Origin of the sequence: Rothia sp. 27098_8_27 (assembly GCF_041432805.1) — a bacterium.
GTDB lineage: Bacteria > Actinomycetota > Actinomycetes > Actinomycetales > Micrococcaceae > Rothia > Rothia mucilaginosa.
In genome coordinates this window covers 133997-154071 of the sequence record NZ_JAPWAJ010000001.1, presented here as the reverse complement: position 1 = coordinate 154071, position 20075 = coordinate 133997, and the positions used below count along the sequence as shown (strand labels likewise).

Here is a 20075-nt window from a genome sequence, read left to right as displayed (position 1 = left end):
TCGCTGCGGAGAGCACCCGAGAGGGTACCCTGATGTCGCTTCCGGAAGGTGCACCGGCACGCTCCGGTAGCGGGGCCAAGAGCGGCTCGCTGAGCAGCTACCCGGAAAACGCGGCCGCACCCGCTCGGTGACCTGCTACCCCCAGCGCGGAAAGGCGGTATCGTCCGTAGTGACATCAGGGTGCCCGAAGCGAAGCGAGGGCGGGTGCCCCTGTAGGAACGAGGACGAATACCGCTTTCCGTGCAGAGCCGAGAGAAGAAACGCGCCTAGTGGCCCGCCTCCTGCCAGGACTTGCCCCAGCCGACCTGCACATCCAGAGGAACACGCAGGGAGGCGGCACCGCTCATCTCCTCGACGAGCACGCGTTCGGCGGCTTCACGCTCACCGGTGGCGACTTCGAGGATGATTTCGTCGTGCACCTGCAGCAGCATGCGGGTCTTCAGGCCCTCTTCGCGCAGGCGGCGGTGAATGTTGATCATGGCAATCTTGATGATGTCCGCGGCGGTGCCCTGAATCGGGGCGTTGAGGGCGGCACGTTCGGCGGCTTCACGGCGTACACGGTTGGGCGAGTCCAGGTCGGGCAGCACGCGGCGGCGGCCGAAAATGGTTTCGGTGTAGCCGTCCTGGTGTGCCTGCTTGAGCACTCCGCGCAGGAAGCGTCCCACGCGTCCGAAGCGTTTGAAGTAGTTGGTGCGCAATTCGCCTGCTTCGTCGGAGCTGATGTTCAGCTGCTTGGCGAGGCCGAAGCGGGACAGGCCGTATGCCAGGCCGTAGGACATTGCCTTGACCTTGGAGCGCTGCTCGGGGGTGACGTCTTCGGGGGCTACGCCGAAGACTTCGGAGCCGACGTAACGGTGCAGGTCCTCCCCCGCTTCGTAGGCTGCGATGAGCTTCTCGTCGGCGGCGAGGTGCACCATGATGCGCATTTCGATCTGCGAGTAGTCGGCGGTGAGTAGACCCTCGTACTCCACACCGTCGACGGGTGCGGGCGCGACAATGAAGGCGCCACGGATGCGTCGGCCTTCTTCGGTGCGGATCGGGATGTTCTGCAGGTTCGGCGCAGTCGAGGAGAGGCGACCGGTGGAGGCGGCACCCTGCTGGAAGGTGGTGTGCACGCGTCCGTCGTCGGCGGCTGCTTTCTGCAGGCCTTCGACGGTCTGCACGAGTTTGATGTTGTCGCGGTAGGCGGCGAGCGCACCGAGGAATGCGGCACCGTCGGACTCCGGGGAGATTTTGGTGAGCAGTTCGGTGACGGATTCGGCGTCGGTGGAGTAGCCGGACTTGATTTTGCGGGTGTGCGGCAGGGCGAGCTTGTCGAAGAGCACGGTCTGCAGCTGTTTGACGGAGGCGAGGTTGAGGGGTTCTTCGCCGTCGTCGGTTTGGACGGTGTCGCCGATGATGGTGCGTGCGGCGTCCTGTGCCTGGTTAGCGCGTGCGGAGAAGGTGTCGTGCAGTTCGGCAAGGAGCGCGTCGGAGACGGCGATGCCTGCCTGCTCCATGTCTGCGAGGACGTAGAGTAGCGGCAGTTCGATTTCTTCGTAGACCTTCAGCTGGCCGTGTTCTTCCATTTCAAAGTGCAGCAGGCGTGCGAGTTCGTGGATGATGCGGCTGATTTGCGTGAAGTAGCGCAGGTTGTCGACGGGTTCGGCTTCGCCGGGCAGGCTGAAGAGGGAGGGTTCTGCCTCGTCTTCTTCGGGCTGGAAGACGAGCTGCGCGTAGGGGTCCTTGGGGATCCAGAGGTAGCGTTCGGCGAGGTCTTCCATGCGTTCGGAGAAGAGCTTGCGGGTTGCGGTGGGGATGAAGCCGCACATGTAGGAGGATAGGGCGGGGTCTTCGACGGCGCCGGCGAGTTCGTAGCCGTAGGCGCGCAGGAGTTTGCGCTGAACCTTCAGGTCCATGACGATTTTGCGGGCTGCTTCGTCGGAGAGCCACGCGGCGAGGGCGGAGTCGAGTTCCGGGTCGATGGTGCGGGTGTCGATCCAGAGGCTGGTGTTCTTGCTGGTGAGGAGCACGCCGAGCAGTTCGGGGTTTTCTTCGGCGGCGCGGATCTTGGTTTTGGTGACCTTGACGGCGGGTGCGTCGCCGATGGCGGGGCGTGCTACGGGCAGGTTGGTGACCGGGTAGAGGGTCACGGCGCCTTCGAGGCGTTCGGGTACGGCGATGGGCGCGCACTGTTCGTCGGTGCCGTAGTTTTCTTCGGCTGCGGAGGCGCAGAAGGCTCGGAATGCTGCTGCGTCTGCGTTTTTGGTGGGTTCGCTGGTGGCAATGGGTGCGTAGACGGGGCCGGTGGGTGCCTTCTTGGTGGCGCCCTCCTCCCCTGCTTCTGCGGTGGAGCTTGCAGGACCTGCGGTTCCGGCGGCGCGTACGATGGGACCGAGGGTGTCGGCGGCGCGCTTGCGGATGGTGCGGAACTCTACTTCGTCGAAGAAGGTGTTGAGTGCATCCAGGTCGGGGGTGAATGCGGTGTCTTCGAGGGTGACGTTCAGGTCGAGGTCGTTGACGAGCTGGTTGAGGCGGCGGTTGCGCACCACGTTATCCACGTTCTCGCGCAGCGCCTCGCCCTTCTTGCCGCCAATCTTGTCGCGGTTGTCGAGCACACCCTGCAGGGAGCCGTATTCGCCGAGCCATTTAGCGGCGAAGCCGGGGCCTACGCCGGGTACGCCGGGCAGGTTGTCCGCCTGTTCGCCGGTGAGGGCGGCGAGGTCGGGGTACATGTGCGGGGGTACTTTGGTTTTCTTTTCGACGGCGGCAGGGTCCATGCGCTGAATACCCTTGGAGGGGCCGGTGGTGACCGGGTAGAGCAGGGTGACGTCGTCGGTGACGAGCTGGAAGATGTCGCGGTCGCCGGAGAGGATGAGGACCTTGTAGCCGGCTTCGGTGCCGCGGCGGGTGAGGGTTGCGACGATGTCGTCGGCTTCGTAGTTTTCGTAGGTGAGCGCGGGGATGTTGAGCGCGCCGAGCATCTTTTTGATGAGGTCGATCTGGCCGTTGAAGGCTTCGGGGATGGCGTTGCGGCCGCCCTTGTATTCGCCGTATTCGGCGGTGCGGAAGGTGCCGCCGGGCAGGTCGAAGGCTACGGCGATGTGGCTGGGCTGGTTGTCTTTGATGATGCTCAGCAGGGTGGAGAGGAAGGCGTGCACGGCCTCGGTGTGTTGGCCGTCGCTGCGCACGAAAATGTGCTGGCCGGTCTTTTCGGCCATGGTGTAGATGCCGAAGAAGGAGCGTAGGGCCAGGGAGTGTCCGTCAATGAGCAGGAGGGTTTTGTTCTCTGTAGTCACTCCTCTAGTGTATCGAGTCTGAGTTTGCTCGGTGGTTGGCTTCGTGGCTGCTGGGTTCGGGGGGCTAGTTTCGGTGGCTGCGGGTTAGCCCTGTGGGGAGGCGCCCGCGCTGTGTTGAGTGCCGGTACTGTGTTGAGTGCCGGCGCTGTGCCATATAGCGGAATAACGGGGTGTGTGGAAAGAGTTTTACCTCATATGTAGGTGCCGGTGGGGTGCGTTTGGTGAGTTTTTCTCCCAAAAACTGTGCCCTAAGCCACTATGTGAGGTGGATAATAATACGGTTTCCAGATAATATATAACCTTATTATCGCCTCCAGCGTAGGAACCCCCCACACCCCGTGTATTCATAGGCAGAACTCTACCCAGAATTCACCGGCAGGATTCATCGGACTGTGAGGGCACCTCCCGCGCTCAACACACAACGAACCCTCATTTAGGAAACCTATGAAGGCACTCAAAAAACTTCCCCTCCTCGCGTGGATTATCATCGCGATCGCATCGGGTGTGCTCATCGGCATGCTGACCCCCGGAATGATTAGCGGCATCAATGACGCAACCGGCGCAGCCATCCCCACCGACCTCATTGTGCAGCTCTTCGTCTCCTTCTCGACCGTATTCAGTGCCTTCCTGAGCTTCGCGATTCCGCTGATTATTATCGGTTTCATCGTGCCCGGCATTGGTTCCCTCGCGCAGGGTGCGGGCAAGATGCTCGGCATCACCGTGGGTCTGGCGTACATCTCCAGCATCCTTGCTGGCTTCCTGGCACTGACCTGCGCACTGCTGCTCTACCCCATCATCCTGAAGGGTCAGCAGCTCGCTTCCTTCGATAACCCCGAGAACGCACTGTCCAAGGGCTACATCTCCTTCGAGCTGACCCCGATTATGGGCGTGCTGAGCGCACTGATTCTCTCCTTCATCCTGGGCCTGGGCATTACCGCACTGAAGACCCGTGCGATGCTGAACCTCTTCGAGGACTTCCAGGTCATCGTTGAGAAGATGCTCGGCTACGTGATTATCCCCCTGCTGCCGGTGCACATTGTGGGCGTGTTCGCGAACATGACCCTTGCCGGTCAGGTGGCGAAGATCCTCTCCGTCTTCGGTCTTGTGTTCGTCATGGTGATTATTCTGCACTGGGTCACCCTGGCGCTGCAGTACTCGGTGGCTGGCGCGATTTCTCGCCGCAACCCCATCCAGATGCTCAAGACCATGCTCCCGGCATACTTCACCGCAATCGGTACCCAGTCTTCGGCTGCGACCATCCCGGTGACCGTGCGTTCTGCAAAGAAGGCTGGCATCTCCCCCCGCGTGGTGGACTTCGCGATTCCGCTGTGCGCAACCATTCACCTCTCCGGCTCCATGATCACCATTACCTCCTGCTCGGTGGCTGTGCTGTTCATGACCGGCCAGCACCCCGACTTCGGTAGCCTGATCCCCATGATTCTGGTGCTCGGCGTGATGATGGTTGCCGCTCCCGGCGTTCCCGGCGGTGGCGTGATGACCGCAATCGGTCTGCTGCAGTCCATGCTTGGTTTCGATGCCTCCATGATTGCCCTGATGATTGCCCTGTACCTGGCTCAGGACTCCTTCGGCACCGCAACCAACGTGACCGGTGACGCGACCATCGCAACCCTGACCGAGCGCATTTCCAAGGCAATCGGAGCGAACCCCGATAAGGAAATCCGCGACGAGGACATCGAAAAGGCAGAAGCTATTTCCGCCTAATCCTCATCCGCTCACATAGCGTTTTTCAGCCCCGCCTCCTGAGTTCAGGAGGCGGGGCTGACCCGTACCCGGAAGCACTCCAGAAAAGCTATCCCACCCAAAACAACAAAAACCAAGGAGTACACTGGAAGTCATGACTGAAAACAACACACAGCACGCACCCGTCCGCGCGGCAGCACCCACCACCCTCACCGCAGAAGAAATCAAGGCGCAGCTGACCGAAAGCGGCATCCCCGAACACCTGCACCCCTACTTCCCCCGAGGCCTGGGCGAGCTCATCCCCGCCATGGGCATTAAGTTCCAGGAACTCACCGCAGAACGCACCGTCGCAACCATGCCCGTCGCCGGCAACACCCAGCCCATCGGCCTGCTGCACGGCGGCGCCAACGTGGTCCTTGCCGAGACCCTCGGATCGCTCTCCGCAGGTGTGCATGGCGGCGAAAACCTCGTAGCAGTCGGCGTGGACATCAACGCAACCCACGTGCGCCCGGCAGTCTCCGGCGTGGTCACCGCAACCTGCACCGCCGTCAAGCTCGGACGCACCCTGTGCATCCACACCATCGACATTGTGGATGAGCGCGGCCGCACCACCTGCACCGCACGCATCACCAACATGCTGATCCCCCGCCCCACCGCCTAACGTCCTACAACTTCAGCAAGTAGCCTAAAATCGTAGAAGCACGGGGTACACGGCACCCCGCCAACACCCCACCAGAAGGTACGACCAGAAGGAGCACCATGGCCCGCGAGCGCACCCCCTATTTCAAGCGTTACCCGAAGATTGTGCGCGCCAAGCGCATTGTCCTGCCCATCGCAATCGGCGTGATGCTGGTGTGCCTGGTGACCGCCATCAACAACCCCGGCAGCTTCTGGTGGCTGGGCGTGATGCTCGGTACCGGCGGAATGCTCTGGGCTGGCTCCCCCACGGACCGCCCGATTAGCGGCCCGAACAATGACGAAGACGATTTGAACCGCTACCTGCGCTAAGTTCCGTGTAGCGCCGGGTTCCCGCCCGCGCTAAGCGCCGGGTTACAACGCACACCCGCGAACCGTTAACACGCGAACCGTTAAACACGAACGCCCCGTCCCTCAGCTTTATCGTGAGGGGTGGGGCGTTTGTGTGTCATGAATAAAGGTGCTGGTTCATCACTGCACCAGCCGTGTGTGCTCAGCGGCGATTCCTAGTCTTCGCCGTAGCGTGCATTCGTACCTGTACTGTCACGTACTTTGCACGTCTTGTGCTTAGGAGAGCTGCTTGATGATGGTGTCAGAAACTTCGCGCATGGACAGGCGGCGGTCCATGGAGGTCTTCTGAATCCAGCGGAATGCTTCCGGCTCGGTCAGGTTCATCTTGGTGATGAGCAGCGACTTTGCGCGGTCAACGAGCTTGCGGGTCTCGAACTGGTCGCGGATGGTGCCCACTTCCTTCTCGAGAGCGCGAATCTGCTCGTAGCGGCTAATTGCCACCTCAATGGCGGGAACCAAATCGTTCGGGGAGAACGGCTTGACGACGTACGCCATAGCGCCTGCCTCAACGGCACGGTCAACGAGTTCCTTCTGGCTGAATGCAGTCAGCAGAACGACGGGAGCAATCTGCTCCTTCGCGATTTCTTCGGCTGCGGTGATGCCGTCCATAATCGGCATCTTCACATCCATGAGGACGAGGTCGGGGCGGTGCTTCTGTGCTAGCTCGACGGCGGTCTTGCCGTTATCGGTTTCTGCAACAACATCGAAACCCTGGTCCTTCAGAATTTCAACGATGTCGAGGCGAATCAATGCCTCATCTTCTGCCACGACGACGGTGCGAGCGGGACCCTGCTCCTCCGCCTGATTTTGAGTGGTCAGCTCTGACATTACTCTTCTCCTTTATCAAATTTGAATCACTTAAAGTCTACAGGAGGGAATAAATGTTCATCTACTTTCTCGCCTTGTCCCCCGCGTGTTATATGCGCCCTATGTGCAGGTGAGAGGAGTTTTCTTTCGTCATTTTTGAGCCACCACGCAGATTTTGCATCTTAATGCATGTTTTTGTTCTATACTGCTCATAACCACAAAGAAAAACCCTCACACCATATACATACGCGGCGAAATTCACACCTAAAACATAGGCCCGAAAATGACTCTGACATGCATTAACGCGTCATCGGGTTAGATACAAACGTAATAAACAAAATATTTATACCGAAACTCCATCACCTGCCAAAGAAGGCCGATACACTGGAATGGATTATTCTCCTCGACTTCTCCGGCACTCGCATTTGACCGACCATACTCGACACCCGGAGGGGATTCATGTCAATCACCCGTCAAGCACGCACCCTGTACTCAGACTTCGTCGAGTACAAGGAACTCGATCGCGCCCCGCTGACTTCCATTCACCCCGGAATTCTCGTCGCCTTCGACTCCACCGCGCTTGCAAGTCTCTACAACTACCCAACCCACGTTAGCGACGAAATCCTCCGCGTCTACTCGCAGCTGCGCGGACACGCCTTCCTCCCCCACCAGGCACTCAAAGAATTCTGGGCAGCACTCGACGGCGCCTCCCCCGTACCCGCCGCCGCAGAACGCGTCCGCTCAGCACTCGCTTCCTTCAAAGAAACCCTGCCCGAAGAACGCAACTCTCCCTGGAGCGCGCTGCGTTCAGTCACGCACCAGCTGGACCACTCCATCGCGCAGATCATGAAGATCCTTGAACCCACCACCGACACCGGATCCATCAACATGGCACGCCGCGAAGATGACACAATCCTGCCGCGACTAAACCGCATCTTCACCGGGCACGTGGGTGCCGCACCCAGCCCCGAACGCCACGAACAGCAGTGCTGTGAAGCCCTCGCACAGGGCCACCCGCTGCTCGCTAACGCCAGCTTTGACGCCGACTTCGCGCTCTGGAACCAGTGCGTTACCGAAGCAACCACTCGTGTGAAGGGCACCGACTGCGTCTTCGTCACCGGCGGTGTGCGCGACACCTGGCTGCGCAACGGTCAGCAGGTACGCGCCGCATCGGGCGGCGAACCCGTGCGTCAGCTCGCGAACCGTCAGCTGCTGCGTGAATACGCCAAGGCAACCGGAGGCGGCGTGTTCCGCATCTACACCGTCGAGGAGATCCTGCGGCTCGCCTCCAACCAGTACGGCGTGACCGTCAGCGACGCGACCTACAGCGCGATTCGCGCGGAACAGCCCGTAGCTGTGTAAATTCGCCGTGCACAGTCACCGTCGAGAATAATCCCACCACACCACACCCACCACCATTAACCGCAAGAAGCCACATGTGTTCCGAACACATGTGGCTTCTTAGCGTCTGCGGGCAAGGTGTCTACAGAATCAAAGTAGGGCGCGAAAACCTAGTTCTCACGGCTGGCGCGGTACAGCTCCGCGGCGCGCTGCTCCAAGGAATCGTCATCACCGAGGAGCAGGTAGCACAGGTACAGGGTGAAAGCGGCGCGGCGGTCGGCGGCGAGCGCATTAGTTCCTTCACCGGGCTGGGTGCTGAAAGCAATAACGTCGTGCGCCTGGGGCAGGGCAGCAATCAGGTGCGCGGCGGTTTCGTAGCCGTCCTGGTCGCCAGGCAGGGTGAACTGGTGCGGCTCCTGGTTCTCGACAGCAGCGCCGGCTTCCGCTCGGGCGGCGGAAAAGTTAGCATTGAGGACGTCTTCAACACGGGTCATCAGCTCATCATTGGGCAGTGCGCGGTCATCTGCGGCAAACGCAACGTGGATGCCTTTCAGAGTCTCGTAGGGGTGCTCGCCCGCGTAGTATCCGGCGGCAAGCGCGTAGCCGGTGAGCAGCTGCGCCTCGGCGGCGGTGAAGGTGCCGCGCGCCTCACGCAGGGCGGGCAGCAGCAGCTCGATCAGGAGGGGATGCAAGGACTCAGGGGCGTTCGCGATAGCCTCCTGCAGGTACTTTTCCACCTCCGCGGTAGGCTCAGAGTTGAGCAGGGTCAAGAAAGCCTCATCGGTGCCAGCCCAGCATCGGGCGATCAGCACAAGGGTTGCAACGAGCGCGAGAAGGTTGCGGTAACTACCCGAACGGTCAGCACCGAAGGACTCAGCAACAACACGTGCCAGCATGCGGGCGGCAATGTTCTCAAGGACGAACTCGTCGTAGGCGTTGCTGCCGGGCCAGTTTGCGGGGTCGGGAAGGTAGGTTTCGTCCAGGTACCGCATCACGGGTTCCAGGGGCGCGGGCGCGTCCGCCGCGAGGTCGGGGCGGCACTGCTCAACCCAGCTGTTCACGGTAGCCTCATCAGCGATGCCGGTAGCTTCAGCGAGCTGGGCGCGCGAAAGGCTGTACGGTGCAACGAGTGCGGCGAGGTCGTCGCATGCGCCGTTGGGGCGGTAGGTGGGTCGGTAGTTGGCGCTGGGGAGGGTTCCGGGGAGGGTGGCTGCCATGGTGGCTCCTTCGCTGAGGTTCGGGGTGAATTGGGTTGTATGGTGTGCGATGCTCGGTGCCGCCTGAAGGGCTGGCGCATCTTCTAATTTCAGAATATCCCAGAGCCCCGCATCGTGTGCTGCCCGTCGTCATTACCCGCCCAATAACCGCGAAAAGCCACATGTGTTTCGAAAAGCCACGTCTTTGGTGGCTTCTCGAAACACATGTGGCTTCTCGGCGGAGAGATAAAGGATGTTAGTCCAGCAGCGCGTCCACGAATGCTTCGGGGTCGAACGGCGCCAGGTCGTCCGGGCCTTCACCCAGGCCGATGAGCTTGACGGGAACGCCGAGCTCCTCCTGGATAGCGACCACGATGCCGCCCTTTGCGGTGCCGTCGAGCTTGGTCAGCACGATACCGGTGACGTCCACGATATCGCCGAAGACCTTCGCCTGAACCATACCGTTCTGGCCGGTGGTCGCATCAATCACGAGCAGAACCTCGGTGACCGGCGCTTCCTTCTCGATAACGCGCTTGATCTTGCCGAGCTGATCCATCAGACCGGACTTGTTCTGCAGGCGGCCCGCGGTGTCCACGAGCACGGTGTCGACGCCCTGCTCCTTGCCAGCCTTCACGGCATCAAACGCGACGGATGCGGGGTCGGCGCCTTCCTTCTCGGAACGCACGGTCTTCACGCCCACGCGGTCACCCCAGGTGGTCAGCTGCTCGGAGGCGGCCGCACGGAACGTATCCGCGGCGCCCAGGAGCAGGGTCTGACCGTCAGCGACCATCACGCGGGCGATTTTGCCGACGGTCGTGGTCTTACCGACGCCGTTCACGCCAACGACCAGCACCACGCCGGGGTTGCCGTCGCTGCCGGCGGTCTTCAGCTCGCGGTCCATGTCGGGGCGAACAATCTTCACGAGCTCTTCGCGGAGCATCTTCTTCACGGCGGCGGGGTTGCTCGTACCCTCAACGCGCACACGCTGCTGCAGCGCCTCCACCAGGCGGGTGGTCGGCTCAGAGCCGAGGTCAGCGAGCAGCAGGGTCTCTTCCACTTCGTCCCAGACGTCCTGGTCGATGCGGTCGCGGGAGAGCAGAGCCAGCAGGCCCTTGCCGAGCATGTTGTTGGAGCGTGCCAGGCGGGCACGCAGGCGCACCAGGCGACCCGCGGACGGGTCGGGCATATCAAGTTCAATAGCGCGAGGTGCCGAGCTTTCGGGTTCTTCCGCCGATCCGCCGGAGGCCTTAGCCGCCTCCTGGCGCAAAGACTGCAGGTCCGCGGTCTTCTTGGGTCGGCGCAGAACGGCGAAAAGTACACCGGCGATAACCAGTACACCCAGCACAATCGCGCAAATCATCATCATCGTTTCGTTCACACTACTAGCTTACCGGTTTGGGCGGTTTGGCTGGTCGAGGTTACGCGCATGCCCGGCTGTCGGCGGAGTAGACTGGAAACTATTAAAGTTTTCTAGCCGAACATATTGCCGGCGGTTGCGGGTGGGGCCCGCGGCTGCCGCACGGCACCGCACGATTTCGAGGATGAACATGAGGAACCCTGCCAAAACACCGCCTGTTTTTGACCCGCGCACGATTGACCCGAACCGTGTGCCGACCGGCTTGAAGGTTCTGATTGCTGCATCGTTCATGATTGCGGTGGGTTTTGGTTTGGTGGCGCCGGTGCTACCGAACTATGCGCAGAACTTTAATGCGACGGTCACGATGGCGACGATGGTGGTTTCTGCGTTGGCGATCACGCGCCTGATTTTTGCGCCGTCGGCGGGTCAGCTGATTACCCGCTGGGGTGAGCGTCCGGTGTACACGATTGGCATGCTGATCGTGTCGGTGACGTCGTTTATGATTGCGTTCGCCTGGGATTATTGGGTGCTGCTGGGTTCGCGTGCGGTGGCGGGTATCGGCTCGGTCATGTTCACGGTCTCTGCGATGGGCCTGCTGGTGCGCTTGTCCCCGGCGCATATGCGTGGCCGTATTTCGGGCTATTATGCGACGGCGTTCCTGCTGGGTAACTTGCTGGGCCCGGTGATTGCGAGCGCGCTGGCGCCGTTTGGTATGCGTGCGCCGTTCATTGTGTATGGTTTTTCGCTGGCGGCGGCGGGCCTGATCGTGTGGTTTTTGATGCCGTCGCAGGCTGCACTAGAGGCGGAGCGTGACGCGATTATGGAGGCGGCGGCACTGGCTGAGGGTAAGGGTACCGTGGTGTTGCCGTCGGCGGCGCCTTCCCCTGCTGACACTCAGGCTGGCGCATCCGGTAAGGGCGCTAAGCCTGGAGATTCTTCGGGTAAGAGCGACCTGCCTGCGATGACGGTTCGTGACGCGTTGAAGTTTACGAATTACCGTTCTGCGCTGGTTTCGAATTGGGCGATTGGCTGGTCGGTGTTTGGTGTGCAGTCGTCGATTATTCCGTTGGCGGCGGCGTATTTGGCGACTGGTGGCGATATGTCGAATTCGGTTGCGGGTACTTTGTTGGCGTCTTTGGCGATGGCGACGAACTCGTTTGGTAATGCGTTGACGCAGACGTTCTCGGGTCGTTTTTCGGATCGTTTTGGTCGCCGTGTGATGGCGTTTTCGGGTCTGCTGTTGGCGGGTTCGGCGGTGACGTTTATGGGTTTCGCGCCGGTGGCGTGGGTGTTTGTGTCGTTGACGGCGTGTCTGGGTATTGGTGCGGCGTTTATGGGTCCGTCGATTCAGGCTGCGGTGTCTGATGTGATTGGTACTCGTCGCAGTGGTGGTCAGGTGTTGGCGGTGTATCAGATGTGTAGCGATTTCGGTATGATTTTGGGCCCGCTGGTGGCTGGCATGATTGCGGATGCGTGGGGCTTTGTTCCGGCGTTCATTATCAGTGGTTTGTTGTTGGTGGCGGCGGCGTTCACGTGGGCGCCGTTCCGCAAGGCGCGCTGGCCGAAGGATATTGCGGACGCGGACTACACGGGCCGCTAAGAGCTCTCTAATAAGTAAAAAGCCGGTGCCTGCTGCGAAGCAGGCACCGGCTTTATGTGTACGAGAGGTGAGCTGGCAGAGCAAGCCAACAACATGGAACCCCAGATGCAGGCAAGCTGACCCGAGAAGGAAACCCCAGGCCAACCCCTTCTATCACCAACCCGAGGGGTAGGCGACCTAGAGGGCGTACCGGACACGCGAGGCGGGGGCTCCGTCCTCGAAGCGCCCCCAGGCGCTGAAGAGGGGGCACTCCCCCGCGAGCGTTGTCCGATACGCCATCTCAAACAACTAACCCACGGAAGCCACACTCCCCCGCTTCGTGTGTTTTGGTCGCCCTCTCCAAACAACTAACCCTTCTAGGGCAGCAGCCAGACGGGACCAATCACGTCCGGGCCGCCCCAGAGCAGGCGCATCCACAGGGCGGAGCCGAGCAAACCGATGAGCACTAGCAGGAGGCGGTACACGCGGCTCTTCGGCAGGTAGGCGGCGACCAGCAGCGACAGGGGGAACAGCGGCAGCAGAATACGGAACGTAGACGACGTCGGGAGCCAGAAGATGAACAGGTATCCGGCGTAGCAGGCGGTCCACAGCCACAGGGCGGGGTGCAGCAGGGTGCGGGTGAACTTCTGCGACATCCACCAGTAGAAGCTCAGGATGAGGAGCACCAGGGCAGCCCACATGATGATGGCGGGTACGGAGCCCACGTAGTAGAGGTTGAATTGGTGGACCCACTGGGCGAAGTACTGGTGGCCGTCTTCGACCTTGCGGAAGCTCCAGCCGAGTTCCGTAGCGAGGTACGCATCCATACGTCCGGTGCGCAGAGCCGCGTGCAGGGGGTGCACGAATGCGAAACTGCAGACCAGTAGCGCGCCGAGGAGCTGGCCGATGCGTCCGCGGAACGCAGCCCACGCATCCGACAGGACAGACTGCGAGGAGTCATCGGAGCGGCGGGCGAGGTAGTCAGAGACCGTGCACCATAGCCACCATAGGCCGACGAATGCGCCAAGTGGCACGCCCAGAGGTCGGGACAGCGCCGCCAGAAGTGCTACGGGTAGGAGCAGGATGTAGCGTTCACGCGCCACACACCAGACGCTCAGGGCAAGGAGCAGAGTGGAAAGAGCCTCGGCGTAACCGGTGACGAAGATGGGGCTCGCGGGGCTGAATGCGTACACGGCGAGCGCCCACAGGGCGATGCGGTTTCGGCTCTCATCGCCAACGAGGGTGCGAGTATCGAAGACACCGCGGGCACGCCAGTTCAGGCTACCGATGAAGAGGCGGTAGAGCACAACGGCCAGGGCGAGGCCGGCGGCGAGGCTGACTCCGACTGCGGCGAGGCGGTATTCGATGCCGAAAGTGTCAGCGACTTTGCCGCTGATCATTGAGTGGAGGGGCATGAATGCCCAGGAGTTGAAGGATACGGACCCGTCGGCGCGCAGGGGTAGTTCGGTGGGGTACCACTCTTTGTAGATGCCCTGGTACCAGCCGGCGTCCCAGATGTTGAGGTAGGAGAGGAGGCCGTTGTGGTTTTTGTTTTCGTGGCTGAGGGGGTTCCGCTGGTCTTCGGCGAGCGAGTAGGCGAAGGTGCCGAGGTGGGTTGCGCAGGCTAGCGCCCAGATGATGAGGGCGGGGACCCAGGTGCGGTAGGCGGCCAGTTTCTGGGGGTTGGCGGCGGGTTCGGTATTACTCATCTTAGTTTTTGTGGAGGGGCGCTGCGCTTTGAGGGCAGGCACGGGACCGGATGAGAGGTCGCGTTCGATGAAGGACACAGGTTTTCCTGGGGGTTTAGCCATAGTTCTCGTGAGTGTAGTGTGGACGCATGATGGATATTCCGGTGCTGCACCTGTTGGACCGTGTCTATTAGATGTGGCGGGTGCTAGCCAGCCAAGATGGGTGGTGCAGTTTGGTGAAATATCCATGTGTAGACTATCAACGAACTGACTGCGTCTCAATATGAACGTGCTATTCCTGCTGATTATGACGAAAGAGATGGGTGAAGCCGGTGCCTGCGAGGGAGCAAGCACCGGCTTTATGTCTATGTATAAGGTCTGTATCCGGGAAGTAGATAAAAATCCGACAGGACAAATAACCCCAGAATCAGGTGAGCTGACAGCAACACTCAACCCCAGACCAACCCATCTATATATCCCCAACCCGAAGCAAGCTGACCTGAGAAGGTAACCACCTACCAACCCCTTATACCCTTCCCCTGAGGGATAGGCGACCTAGAAGGCGCACCGGACACGCGAAGCGGGGGCTCCGTCCTCGAAGCGCCCCCAGGCGCTGAAGAGGGGGCACTCCCCCGCAAGCGTTGTCCGATACGCCCTCTCTCAAACCCTAGCCCACGGAATCCGCACTCCCCCGCGAGCGTTGTCCGATACGCCATCTCAAACAACTAGCCCACAGGCTAGCGGGTCACCGGCACCTTGGAGAATTCACGCACGGTACCTTCGGGGTCGCCGGAGCGTACCAGTGCTTCACCGATGAGTACGGCATCGGCGCCGGCGCCGGCGTAGGCGCGTACGTCTTCGATGCTGGCGACACCGGACTCAGCGACCTTGATGACGGAGTTGGGCAGGTGCGCTGCGAGGGATGCGTAGTGTTCGTTGTTGACCTCGAGGGTCTTGAGGTTGCGCACGTTGATGCCGACGATTTTGGCGCCGATGCGCTGGGCGACCTCGATTTCTTCGGGGGTGTGGGTTTCGACGAGGGCGTTCATGCCGAGCGATTCGGTGAGTTCGAGGAACTCGCGCAGGGTCTGTTCGTCGAGGGCTGCGACGATGAGTAGCACCAGGTCGGCGCCGTGTGCGCGTGCCTCCCAGATCTGGTATTCGTCAACGGTGAAGTCCTTGCGGAGTACGGGGATGTTCACGGCGGCGCGTACTGCGTCGAGGTCGGCGAGGGAGCCGTTGAAGCGGCGCTGTTCGGTGAGAACGGAGATTGCAGCGGCGCCACCTGCTTCGTAGCGTGCGGCGAGCGCGGCGGGGTCGGGGATTTCGCCGAGCGCACCCTTGGAGGGTGAGGAGCGCTTCACCTCGGAGATAATGCGTGCGGTCGTGCCGTTGCCGCCGCCGGGTACTTCACCGCGTAGGGAGGCGAGCGCGTCGCGGGCGGGTGCGGCTGCGAGGGCGCGCTTCTTCATTTCTTCGAGGGGAACCTGCTGTACGCGGGCGGCGAGGTCTTCGCGGACGCCGACGATGATCTCGTCGAGAACGGTGCTCATGGTGTCTCCTTGGGTTACTTGGTGGCGTTTACGGCTGCGTCTGCGTCCAGGGGTGCCAGGCCGGAGGCGGTCAGCACGGCGCGCAGCGGGGCGGCGGACTTGTTGACGGTTTCGAGGGTTTCGGAGTCCGGGTTGGAGTCCATGACGAGTCCTGCACCTGCCTGTACGTAGGCGGTGCCTTCCTTGAGTACGGCGGTGCGGATGGCGATTGCCATGTCCATGTTGCCGGCGAAGTCGAAGTAGCCGCATACGCCGCCGTAGACGCCGCGGCGGGTGGGTTCGTATTCGTCGATGAGCTGCATGGCGCGCGGCTTGGGCGCGCCGGAGAGGGTGCCTGCCGGGAAGGCGACGCGCAGCACGTCGTAGGCGCTGAACTGCGGGTCGAGTTCGGCGCTGACGGCGGAGGAAATGTGCATGATGTGGCTGAAACGCTCAATGATCATGAACTGGTCGACGGACACGGTGCCGGGCTTGGCGATGCGCGAGAGGTCGTTGCGTGCCAGGTCGACGAGCATGAGATGTTCGGAGCGTTCCTTTTCGTCGGCGAGCAGTTCCTCGGCGAGTGCGAGGTCTTCTTCGCGGGTTGCGCCGCGCGGGCGGGAACCGGCGATGGGGTGGGTGCTGGCGATGCCGTCCTTGAGGGTGACGAGCGCCTCCGGGGAGGAGCCGACAATGTGGAAGGGGATGCCGTTGCTGTCTTCGAAGTTGAAGAGGTACATGTACGGCGAGGGGTTGGACTGGCGCAGTACACGGTACACGTCGAGTGCCTTGGCGTTGGTTTCGGCTTCGAATCGGCGTGAGAGCACGATCTGGAAGACGTCGCCGTCGATGATGTTCTTCTTGGAGCGGTCGATGGCGTCCTTGAAGCCCTGTTCGCTCCAGGTGAGGGTGACGTCTTCGCGGACCTTACGGTCAACGTCTGCCACGCCGGAGAGAGTGGAGGTGGTTGCGGTGGCGCCGCGCTGCAGGCGGCGGAGCATACTGTGCAGGCGCGCGACGGCATCCTTGTAGGCGCCGTCAACGTTTTCGCTGGTGCCGTTGAAGTTGATGGCGTTGGCGACGAGCAGGACGGTGCCGTCCTTGTTGTCGTGAATTGCCATGTCGGAGACCATGTTGAGCGCGAATTCGGGCAGGTTCACGTCGTCGGCGGGCGGGAAGGGCAGGTGTTCCCAGTGGCGTACGACGTCCCAGCCGAGGTAGCCGACCAGGCCGGAGGTGAGCGGCGGCAGGGTCGGGTCGGGTTCGGTGTAGAGCATCTGCAGGGTCTTGGCGATGGCTTCTACGGGGTCACCGTCGACGGGTGCGCCGGCGGGGGTGCGGCCCTGCCAGTGGACTGCGCCGTCAACGGTGGTGAGGGTGGAGCGGGAGGATGCGCCGATGAAGGAGTAGCGGTCCCAGGCTGCGGATTCGCCTTCTGCGGAGATTTTGGCGGATTCGAGCAGGAAGGTGCCGTGGGCTGCTTCGACGGGTTCGCCCTGGTCGTTTTGGAGTACGAGGGATCGGTAGATGCCGATGGGGGTGAGTGAGTCGGCGAGGATTTTGATGTGTACGGGAATGACGCGGGTGCCGGCTGCGCGGGCGCGGAATTCTTCGAGGCTGGGGGTGATGGTGCCCAAATCCTGCATTGCTGTACTCCTTGGTGTTGGGTTGGGAGCGCGTCGGTGCGCTGTGTCCCTTAGCTGCCGCGCGGGGTTTTTACCGGTATATGGGGGGGGTACCGGGACATATGTGCCGGCGTGTATCTCTCTGGCGTATACCTGCCAGATCCATAGACGCCCGATAATGCCTGATAAATCCCGGTAAGCCCGGTGCGCGGGTTGTTTCAGTTTAACCGGTGCTGCGGCCCAGTTCCACGGTGAAGATTCAATAGTTCTCTTCGTGAAACTGAGCCGCGTACCGTTCAGCCGCGTTAGTTGCTGAACTGCTTGAGGGTTGCTGCGGTCTGCAGTGCCGCTGCGGTCGCCTCGTAGCCCTTATCTTCGTTAGAGCCTTCCAGTCCTGCACGGTCGAGTGCCTGCTGCTCGTTGTCGCAGGTGAGCACGCCGAAGCCGATGGGGCGGCCGGTCAGCACGGACACGTCGGTCAGGCCGTTGGTTGCGCCCTGGCAGACGTAGTCGAAGTGGGGGGTGCCGCCGCGGATGACCACGCCGAGCGCGACGATTGCGTCGAACTTCTCAGCGAGGCGGGTCGCTGCGACGGGCAGCTCGAAGGTGCCGGGAACGCGCACGAGGGTCGGCTCGATGCCTGCTGCGTAGGCGGCGCGCTTAGCACCGTTAATGAGGCCGTCCATGACCTCGGTGTGCCAGCTTGCCGCTACGATTGCGAGCTTGAAGCCCTTGTAGTCTTCGGGGTTGAGGGTGGTGTCTGCTGCGCCTACGCCGCTCATTGTGTTCTCCTTGTGGGTTTTTGGTTTTTGAAAAATTAGGGGTTTGCAGGGGTGCCGCTACGCGCTTTTGAGCACGTGGCGCATGCGCTCACGCTTGGTCTGCAGGTAGTGTGCGTTCTCGACTCGGGCGGGAATTTCGTCCGGGATGAGCTCGGTGACCTGCAGGCCGAGGCTTTCGAGCGCCTCCTGCTTGGCGGGGTTGTTGGTCACGAGCCTCAGCTCGTTCACGCCGAGTTCCTGCAGGATCAGTGCCGCCTGCGAGTAGTCGCGCATGTCGCCGTCCAGGCCGAGCGCCAGGTTCGCGTCGAGGGTGTCGAGCCCGGCATCCTGCAGCGCGTAGGCGCGGAGCTTGTTGACCAGGCCGATGCCGCGTCCTTCGTGGTTGCGCACGTAGATGAGGTACCCGCCGGTGTGGCCAATGATGCGCAGGCCGTTCTCCAGCTGAGGACCGCAATCACATCGGAAGGAACCGAAAATATCGCCGGTGGCGCATTCGGAGTGGATGCGCACCGCGGGCACTCCCCCGTCCTCGGCGGGTACGGGGGTGCCGTCACGGTCGAGGGCGCGGGCGCTGATATGCTCGGCACCGTCCGCAAATCGCCAGGCACGCAATCCGAACAGGCCCTGCGGGGTGGGTACGGCGACTTCTTCGGTGCTTTCGACCAGCAGCGGGCTGGGGTTGGGCACCATGTCGAGGGGGCTGACTCGGTAGCCTTCAGCGAGCTGGGAGGCGATGCGCAAGGATTCGGCGCTGAGCTCTTCAGCCTGCGCCTCAACCGGCTCTGCGGGAGTGCCCGGCGTCGCCTGGGTGTTAGGGGTTTCGCTCATGCGTTCTCCTACGCCTTAGCTACGTACTTGATGAGGTCTTCGATAGAGATCATGGGCAGGTTGTGCTCGGTGGCGAAGGCGCGCAGTGCGTCGAAACGCATCATGGAGCCGTCGTCGTGCACGACCTCGGCGATAACGCCCACGCCGGACAGGCCCGCCGCGCGGGAAAGTTCCACTGCGGCTTCGGTGTGACCGGGGCGCTCCGCCACGCCGCCGTCAACGGCGCGCAGCGGGAAGATGTGGCCGGGGCGGGTAATATCCGCCGGAGTGGAGGCAGCGTCCGCGAGGATCTGCACGGTGCGTGCGCGGTCCGCCGCGGAAATGCCGGTGCTCACGCCGGATGCCGCATCGCAGGAGACGGTGTAGGCGGTGCCCTTGGGGTCTTCGTTGTTGGTGACCATGGGCGGCAGGTTCATCTCGTCGGCACGCTTGTTGCTCAGGGGTGCGCAGACCACGCCGGAGGTGTAGCGGATCATGAAGCCTATCAGCTCGGGGGTTGCGTGCTCGGCGGCGAAGATGATGTCGCCTTCGTTTTCGCGGTCTTCGTCGTCAACGACGACTACGGCGCGACCTGCTGCGATAGCGTCCACTGCGGTCTGCACGCTGTCGAGGACGCTTGCGGCGTCGGCGCGACGCGGCGCAACCTGCTCACCGGAGTGCGCAGAGTCAGCCTGGGGCACGCCTGCGAACGCGGTCAGACGCTGCACGTACTTAGCGAGCGCATCGGTCTCAAGGTTCACGCTGTCGCCAACCTTGAGCGCGCCGAGGTTGGTTGCCTTCAGGGTTTCGGGAATCAGGCCGACCTCGAACCATGCGGGGGTTTCACCGGCCTCAGAAACGGCGGTGACGGTCAGGGACACGCCAGAAACAGCGATGGAGCCCTTCTCAGCGAGCAGGGGTGCCAGTTCGGTGGGCAGGTTGAAACGCAGGGTGCTCCACGCCTCGTGCGCGGTGACGGATGCGAGGGTACCGACCGCATCCACGTGGCCCTGCACGACGTGACCGTCGAGGCGGCCACCGGCGGGCAGGCAGCGCTCCAGGTTGACGGTGTCGCCGGGGTTCAGGTTGCCGAGGTTGGTGCGGCGCAGAGTCTCACCCATCGCGTAGGCGCGGAACTGGCCGGGCTGCAGCTGGTCGAGGTCGATAGCGGTGAGGCATACACCGTTGACGGCGAGGGATCCGCCGTGTTCGAGGTCGGCGACGATGTCACCGGCGTTGAGGGTCAGGTAGGCTGCGTCGCTACCTTCGATGGGGGTGATGGATTCTACGGTGCCGAGGGCGCCAATGATTCCGGTAAACATGTGTGCTTTCCTT

At 62.0% G+C, this 20075-nt stretch carries 15 protein-coding genes; 5 read left to right on the top strand and 10 right to left on the bottom strand.

Annotation, left to right across the window (positions count from 1 at the left end):
- Positions 1-266: 266 nt before the first annotated feature.
- Positions 267-3278 (bottom strand): DNA polymerase I, encoded by a 3012-nt coding sequence (gene polA, locus O3675_RS00590; RefSeq protein WP_371570263.1) that lies wholly within the window; start codon positions 3276-3278, stop codon positions 267-269.
- A gap of 444 nt (positions 3279-3722) precedes the next feature.
- On the opposite strand from polA, the gene O3675_RS00585 reads away from it, so the two are divergent.
- The 3 genes from O3675_RS00585 to O3675_RS00575 all read left to right on the top strand — a co-directional run bounded on the left by O3675_RS00585 (position 3723) and on the right by O3675_RS00575 (position 5987).
- Complete coding sequence (locus O3675_RS00585) at positions 3723-5000, top strand: dicarboxylate/amino acid:cation symporter (protein ID WP_049341347.1); 1278 nt, start codon at positions 3723-3725, stop codon at positions 4998-5000.
- Between the two features lie 133 nt (positions 5001-5133).
- Positions 5134-5640 carry a PaaI family thioesterase gene (locus O3675_RS00580; protein ID WP_005509158.1) on the top strand — a complete coding sequence of 169 codons (507 nt, stop codon included), beginning with the start codon at positions 5134-5136 and terminating at the stop codon, positions 5638-5640.
- Positions 5641-5738: 98 nt separating this feature from the next.
- On the top strand, positions 5739-5987 hold the full coding sequence (locus O3675_RS00575; protein ID WP_005506231.1) for a hypothetical protein: 249 nt from the start codon (positions 5739-5741) through the stop codon (positions 5985-5987).
- A gap of 255 nt (positions 5988-6242) precedes the next feature.
- Here the strand turns inward: O3675_RS00575 and O3675_RS00570 are convergent, their stop codons facing one another.
- The gene (locus tag O3675_RS00570) at positions 6243-6854 is read right to left on the bottom strand and encodes an ANTAR domain-containing response regulator (protein WP_005509159.1); all 612 of its coding nucleotides are present in this window, start codon (positions 6852-6854) and stop codon (positions 6243-6245) included.
- A gap of 438 nt (positions 6855-7292) precedes the next feature.
- On the opposite strand from O3675_RS00570, the gene O3675_RS00565 reads away from it, so the two are divergent.
- Positions 7293-8195 carry a PIN-like domain-containing protein gene (locus O3675_RS00565; RefSeq protein ID WP_371570259.1) on the top strand — a complete coding sequence of 301 codons (903 nt, stop codon included), beginning with the start codon at positions 7293-7295 and terminating at the stop codon, positions 8193-8195.
- 149 nt (positions 8196-8344) lie between these two features.
- On the opposite strand, the gene O3675_RS00560 is transcribed toward O3675_RS00565, so the two are convergent.
- Both O3675_RS00560 and ftsY read right to left on the bottom strand, forming a co-directional pair.
- Positions 8345-9391 carry a glycosyltransferase gene (locus O3675_RS00560; RefSeq protein ID WP_371570256.1) on the bottom strand — a complete coding sequence of 349 codons (1047 nt, stop codon included), beginning with the start codon at positions 9389-9391 and terminating at the stop codon, positions 8345-8347.
- Positions 9392-9626: 235 nt separating this feature from the next.
- The gene (gene ftsY, locus O3675_RS00555; RefSeq protein WP_049354759.1) at positions 9627-10736 is read right to left on the bottom strand and encodes a signal recognition particle-docking protein FtsY; all 1110 of its coding nucleotides are present in this window, start codon (positions 10734-10736) and stop codon (positions 9627-9629) included.
- Positions 10737-10917: 181 nt separating this feature from the next.
- On the opposite strand from ftsY, the gene O3675_RS00550 reads away from it, so the two are divergent.
- Positions 10918-12327 (top strand): MFS transporter, encoded by a 1410-nt coding sequence (locus O3675_RS00550; RefSeq protein WP_371570253.1) that lies wholly within the window; start codon positions 10918-10920, stop codon positions 12325-12327.
- Between the two features lie 356 nt (positions 12328-12683).
- On the opposite strand, the gene O3675_RS00545 is transcribed toward O3675_RS00550, so the two are convergent.
- The 6 genes from O3675_RS00545 to ribB form a co-directional block, all read right to left on the bottom strand.
- Positions 12684-14093, bottom strand: coding sequence for a hypothetical protein (locus O3675_RS00545; RefSeq protein ID WP_371570250.1), 1410 nt, complete (start codon positions 14091-14093; stop codon positions 12684-12686).
- A gap of 638 nt (positions 14094-14731) precedes the next feature.
- A complete protein-coding gene (trpC, locus tag O3675_RS00540; RefSeq protein WP_005507463.1) occupies positions 14732-15547 on the bottom strand; it encodes an indole-3-glycerol phosphate synthase TrpC in 816 nt (271 codons plus the stop codon).
- Positions 15548-15561: 14 nt separating this feature from the next.
- Positions 15562-17172 carry an anthranilate synthase component I gene (locus O3675_RS00535; RefSeq protein ID WP_371570249.1) on the bottom strand — a complete coding sequence of 537 codons (1611 nt, stop codon included), beginning with the start codon at positions 17170-17172 and terminating at the stop codon, positions 15562-15564.
- A gap of 284 nt (positions 17173-17456) precedes the next feature.
- Positions 17457-17933, bottom strand: a complete 477-nt coding sequence (ribH, locus tag O3675_RS00530; RefSeq protein ID WP_070643178.1) for a 6,7-dimethyl-8-ribityllumazine synthase — start codon at positions 17931-17933, stop codon at positions 17457-17459.
- Positions 17934-17990: 57 nt separating this feature from the next.
- Entirely contained in the window at positions 17991-18761 is a 771-nt protein-coding gene (locus tag O3675_RS00525; protein ID WP_371570246.1) for a GTP cyclohydrolase II, read from the bottom strand.
- Positions 18762-18769: 8 nt separating this feature from the next.
- Entirely contained in the window at positions 18770-20062 is a 1293-nt protein-coding gene (gene ribB, locus O3675_RS00520; RefSeq protein WP_371570244.1) for a 3,4-dihydroxy-2-butanone-4-phosphate synthase, read from the bottom strand.
- Between the last annotated feature and the right edge of the window lie 13 nt (positions 20063-20075).